Origin of the sequence: Dietzia sp. DQ11-38-2, from assembly GCF_014145055.1 — a bacterium.
Lineage (GTDB): Bacteria > Actinomycetota > Actinomycetes > Mycobacteriales > Mycobacteriaceae > Dietzia.
The window spans coordinates 1-4,940 of record NZ_JAALDW010000106.1 but is presented as its reverse complement, the minus strand read 5'-3'; the positions used below and the strand labels follow the sequence as shown (position 1 = coordinate 4,940).

At 71.4% G+C, this 4,940-nt stretch carries 4 protein-coding genes and 2 pseudogenes; 2 read left to right on the top strand and 4 right to left on the bottom strand.

Annotated features, from left to right (window positions below; all coding sequences use genetic code 11):
• A pseudogene (locus G6026_RS04125) lies at nucleotides 1-692 on the top strand (hemin transporter); the annotation flags it as partial.
• Between the two features lie 25 nt (nucleotides 693-717).
• Here G6026_RS04125 and G6026_RS04120 read toward each other — a convergent pair.
• The 4 genes from G6026_RS04120 to G6026_RS04105 form a co-directional block, all read right to left on the bottom strand.
• A complete protein-coding gene (locus G6026_RS04120) occupies nucleotides 718-1,524 on the bottom strand; it encodes a substrate-binding domain-containing protein (RefSeq protein WP_107755345.1) in 807 nt (268 codons plus the stop codon).
• Between the two features lie 3 nt (nucleotides 1,525-1,527).
• Entirely contained in the window at nucleotides 1,528-1,791 is a 264-nt protein-coding gene (locus G6026_RS04115) for a MoaD/ThiS family protein (protein WP_231750435.1), read from the bottom strand.
• A 53-nt stretch (nucleotides 1,792-1,844) separates the two neighbouring features.
• A complete protein-coding gene (gene moaA / locus G6026_RS04110; RefSeq protein WP_231750434.1) occupies nucleotides 1,845-2,873 on the bottom strand; it encodes a GTP 3',8-cyclase MoaA in 1,029 nt (342 codons plus the stop codon).
• Between the two features lie 66 nt (nucleotides 2,874-2,939).
• On the bottom strand, nucleotides 2,940-4,298 hold the full coding sequence (locus tag G6026_RS04105; protein ID WP_241725904.1) for a solute carrier family 23 protein: 1,359 nt from the start codon (nucleotides 4,296-4,298) through the stop codon (nucleotides 2,940-2,942).
• A 159-nt stretch (nucleotides 4,299-4,457) separates the two neighbouring features.
• Here G6026_RS04105 and G6026_RS04100 point away from each other — a divergent pair.
• Nucleotides 4,458-4,940, top strand: a pseudogene (locus G6026_RS04100) (molybdopterin molybdenumtransferase MoeA); the annotation flags it as partial.

The window sequence follows — 4,940 nt, the reverse complement described above, 5'->3', positions numbered from 1 at the left end:
TCCTGCCAGACTTCCGACCCGGCCAGTACACCTCCGTCGGAGTGGTGCTGCCCGACGGCGCGCGTCAGTTGCGTCAGTACTCGCTGTCGGCGGCGCCGGGGTCGGGCACGTGGCGGATCGGCGTCCGCCGGGTCGACGCGGTCTCCGGTGGCGCGGGTCCGTGCCCCGCCGGTGAGGTCTCCGGGTGGCTGCACGCCCACGCCAGGGTCGGCACCACGCTCCAGGTCACGCTGCCGTTCGGTGACCTGGTCCTGGACGCCGCGGGAACCGGGTCGGGCCCGGACGCGGCACCGGTCGTCCTGTGCTCGGCCGGGATCGGCATCACCCCGATGCTCGGCATGATCGCTCACCTGTCGGCGACCGACGATCCCCGGCGCGTGCTGATCCTGCACGCGGACCGCTCGCCCGACCAGCACGTTCTGGCCGAGGAGGTCGCCGGCGAGTCCTCACTGCTCGCCGATGCCGAGGTGCACACCTGGTACGAGCACGGCGCGGACGCGGCCTCCGGACCCGGGACGGTCCACCCGGGCCTCATGGACCCGGCCTCCGTCGGACTCCCGGCGGACGCACACGTCTTCCTGTGTGGCTCCACCGGCTTCCTCCAGTCGATGCGCCCGAGGTTCCTCGAGGCCGGGGTGCCCGAACACCGGATTCACGCCGAGCTCTTCGCCCCCAACGACTGGCTGGTCTAGTCCCGCGCGCCGGGCGGCACCCGGGTCACTCCGGCAGCGGTTCCAGCCCGACCCCCTCGAGCGCTCTGCGGCCGCGATCAGAGGTGACCAATTCGCGGAACCGGTCGGCAGCGACCCGCTCAGCTTCGCCGTCCGGGCCGCCCTCCCCACCGGGTACGCGGGCGAGGACGTACCGGGTCATGCCCGCTGACCTCATCAGCTCGCGTTCGCGGCCCTCCACCTCGACGGGCGCCACCCACCCGTTCGAACTCGCCACGTCCGTGCGGTAGACGATTCCCACGTCCATCTCACCGTCCGCGAGCCTGGCGGTGAGAGCGCGGGACCCACCCGATTCCCTCACGGCGTCCACGGGTTGCACCGACCAGGCCGTGAGCACCTTCTCGGTCGCCTTCCCGCACGGGGTGTCCACCGCGCACAGGCCCACCCTCAACTCCGGACGGGCCAGGTCGGCCATCTCTCGGACGTCGCGGGGGTTCCCGGCCGGGACCGCCACGACCACGTGGTTGCGGGCGAAGATCTGCGGCCCCACCGCAGCGCCCTGCTCTACTGCCGACTCCATCGCCTCCTCGCTCGCGGAGGCGAAGACGTTGAGGTCCGTGCGTTCGGACAACCCCCGGGCGATCTCGTCCGACCGCCCGAGTTCGAGATGGACCCGAACACCCGGGTTCTCCGCCTCGAAGATCCGGATGATGTCGACGAACGCCTCGGACAGCGACGGGGCGGCCGCCACCCCGAGCGAGACGACCGCGGTGGCCTCAGGCTCCTCGACCGCACAGGCGACGCCGGAACACATCAGGGCGACGCCCAACGCGAGCCCCGAACGCCGTCCCACCGGTCACCCTCCGGCGAACGGGGGCAGGACGTCGACCACGGAGACCCCGTCGATCGACGCGTGGGGATCGCGGGTGGTCTCCTCGCCGATGAGGAACGACGAGACCGTGACGATGCTGGCGAGCGGCTCACCGTGCCGCTCGCAGACCTCCCGGGCCAGTTCGCCGATGGTGGTCGCCTCCGTGAGGAGGCGCTCGCGCGCGGTGCCGGCCGCGTCCTCGGCCGCCGCGTAGTACCCCACGGTGATCATTCTGGATGTCGTGCTCACGTGGTCGACTCTAACCTCTGTCCCGGACACGCCGGCACCATTTTGTTGACAAATCATCCACCTATGGCGCCCATCGACCTGCGCGGCCGGTGGAACGCCGTCCCGCCGATGCCGTGCCCGGCCTGCTTGCCCCACATCGCCCCGCGCCAGACCCGGGCGATCTCCGCGTCCTGCGCGCCGGAACGCAGGACGCCCAGGACGTCGGTCTCGTCGTCGCTGAACAGACAGGATCTCACTGTGCCCTCCGCGGTCAACCTCGTCCGGTCGCAGGCCGCGCAGAAATTCCGGGTGACGGTGGCGATCACCCCGACGTGTGCCGGAGACCCCGCCACCGAACGTCCGACCACCTGCCACAACTCGGCCGGTGCGGACGGGTCCTCGCGGCCGGCGGGGACGAGGTCGAATCGCGCGCCCAGCACCTCGAGCAGCTCCTGCGCGGTGACCATCTCCACCCGGGACCAGGTGTTGTCGGCGTCGAGCGGCATCTCCTCGATGAACCGCAGCTGCACGCCCTCGGTCAGAGCCCATTCCAGCAGGTCCGGAGCCCCGGGCAGGGTCGCCCGCATCGGCACCGCGTTGACCTTGACCGGGTCGAGTCCCGCCTCGACCGCGGCCCGCACCCCGCGCAGGACCGACGGCAGTCGATCGCGGCGGGTGAGCTCCGCGAACTCCAGGCGGTTGACCGTGTCCAGCGAGATGTTGATCCGGTCGAGCCCGGCGTCGACCAGCGCGCCCACCCGGTGCTCGAGTCCGACACCGTTACTGGTCAGGGCGATCGGCAGGTCCGGGCACGCCGCCCTGGTCCCGGCGATGATCTGCTCGAGGTCCTGGCGCATCAGCGGTTCCCCGCCGGTGAAGCGCACCTCGCGCACCCCGAGTTCGTGGTGCGCGAGCGCGACCAGCCGGACCACCTCGTCGCCCGTCATCCGTGCGGCGTCGGGGATCGGGGGCAACCCCTCCTCCGGCATGCAGTACGTGCACCGCAGCGAGCATTTCTCCGTCAGCGACACGCGCAGGTCTCGCGCGGTGCGACCGAAGGTGTCGATGAGCACCGAGGTGTTCGGGGGGTCCTGCGTTGTCACGCGCACCTCCGATCTGCCGGCCGTCCGGGTCGAGTGTAGGCGCGCGCCCGCATCACCGGCGGGCGGCTACCTCTCCGGCACCTCCACCTCCGGGTTCGGCCCGAGGAGGGTGAGCTCGTGGATCTCGTCGCGCTCGGCCTGCGCTCTCAACTGCGGGGCGATCACCCGGGCGAGGTGGTAGCCCAGCACCACCACGAGGGTGCCGAGCGCGATCCCGCCGAGCTGGAAGTCGTCCGTCACGACCAGGGTCGTGTCGCCGACGGCGATCACCACGCCCGCCGCGACCGGGACCAGGTTGAGCGGGTTGCCGAAGTCGACCCGGTTCTCCTTCCAGATCTTGGCACCGAGCAGGCCGATCATGCCGTACAGGACCACCGTGATCCCGCCCAGCACCCCGCCGGGCGTCGCCGAGATCACCGCACCCAGCTTCGGCGAACACCCCAGGAGGATGGCGGTCAGGGCGGCCACCACGTATGCGGCGGTGGAGTAGACCTTGGTCGCGGCCATCACCCCGATGTTCTCGGCATACGTCGTCGTCGCCGATCCACCGAACGAGGTGGCCAGGACGGTGCCCGCACCGTCGGCGGCCAGGGCCCGGCCCATCAGGCCGTCGGTCTCGGTGCGCGTGATCTCGCCGATCGCCTTGACGTGACCGGCGTTCTCGGCGATCAGGGCGATGATCCCGGGGACGATGAGCAGCACGAACGCGAGCGAGAAGTCCGGGGCGTGGATTCCCACCACGCCCGCGGCCTCGTCGGTCATGGGCGGCAGCCCGAGCCACGGCGCGTCCCACACTCCCGACCAGTCCACCCGCAGGTGCTCCGTCACCTCACCGGCGGTGGCGTTGAACGAGGTGATGGGCCCCGTCACCAGGTCGAGGATCCACGACAGGACGTAGCCGAAGATCAGCGCGAGGAAGATCGCGATCCGGCCGGCGAAGCCCTTCAGTCCCACGGTCATGAGGATCAGGGCGATCATCACCGTCAGTGCCACCCACTGGTCCTGCGGCCAGTAGGTCTCGGCCACGACGGGCGCCAGATTGAAGCCCAGCAGCATCACCACGGCCCCGGTGACGACCGGCGGGAGGATCGCGGTGACCACGCGCCCGCCCACCACGTGCACGATGATGCCGACGACGGCGAGCGTCGCACCCGCCACCAGCATCGCGCCGGTGACCTCCGCGCTCGTGCCACCCTGCGCGCGGATCGCCGCGACCGCCCCGACGAACGCGACCGAGGTGCCCAGGTAGCTGGGGACCTGCCCCTTGACGATCGCCAGGAACAGCAGCGTACAGACGCCGGAGAAGAGGATGGCGAGCTGTGGGTTGAGCCCCATGATGATGGGGAAGACGAACGTCGCGCCGAACATCGACACCACGTGCTGGGCGCCGATGCCGATGGTCCGGGGCCAGCTCAACCGTTCCATGGGGGCCACGACCTCGCCGGGCCTGATGCTCTTGCCGTCACCGTGGACGGTCCACAGCGTCGTTCTCCCCGGCCTTCTCGCCACCGTCGCCCCTTAGCTTCGCCGCCTGCGCCCCGCGCGCGGACCGTAGGCACAGTACAACGCGATTACCGTGGGGGCATGGCCTCCCACCCCGACCGCCCGACCCGCCCCGAGTCCCGCCCGTCCCCCGACGGGTACCGAGAGCTCCTGCGCACGCATCTCGCGTCGGTGCTGCAGCGGGCCTCCCAGAGCACCCGGTTGCCCCTCGTGGCGTGCGCGGACTCGGTGCTCGCCCGGGACCTGCTCGCGTCGACCGACCTCCCCCTGTTCGTGAACTCGCAGATGGACGGCTACGCGGTGCGCTCGTCGGATGTCGCCGGGGCCGGTCCGGACTCGCCGGTGCGGCTCCGGGTGGTGGGGTCGATCCACGCCGGCCAGGGGCCGGGACCGGAGATCCACGACGACGAGGCCTGCGCGGTGATGACCGGAGCCCCCCTGCCCGGTGGAGCGGACTGCGTCGTCCCCGTCGAGGACACGTCCGTCGACCCGGCCGCCTTCGAGGCGGGCCGGCCCGAGACCGTCCTGGTCCATGCTCCGCGGGTCGCCGGGGAGTTCGTGCGG

Bases quoted from the DNA above. Each gene is read 5' to 3' on its own strand.
- G6026_RS04105 (WP_241725904.1), bottom strand. From the start codon at position 4,298: ATGGAACGGTTGAGCTGGCCCCGGACCATCGGCATCGGCGCCCAGCAC.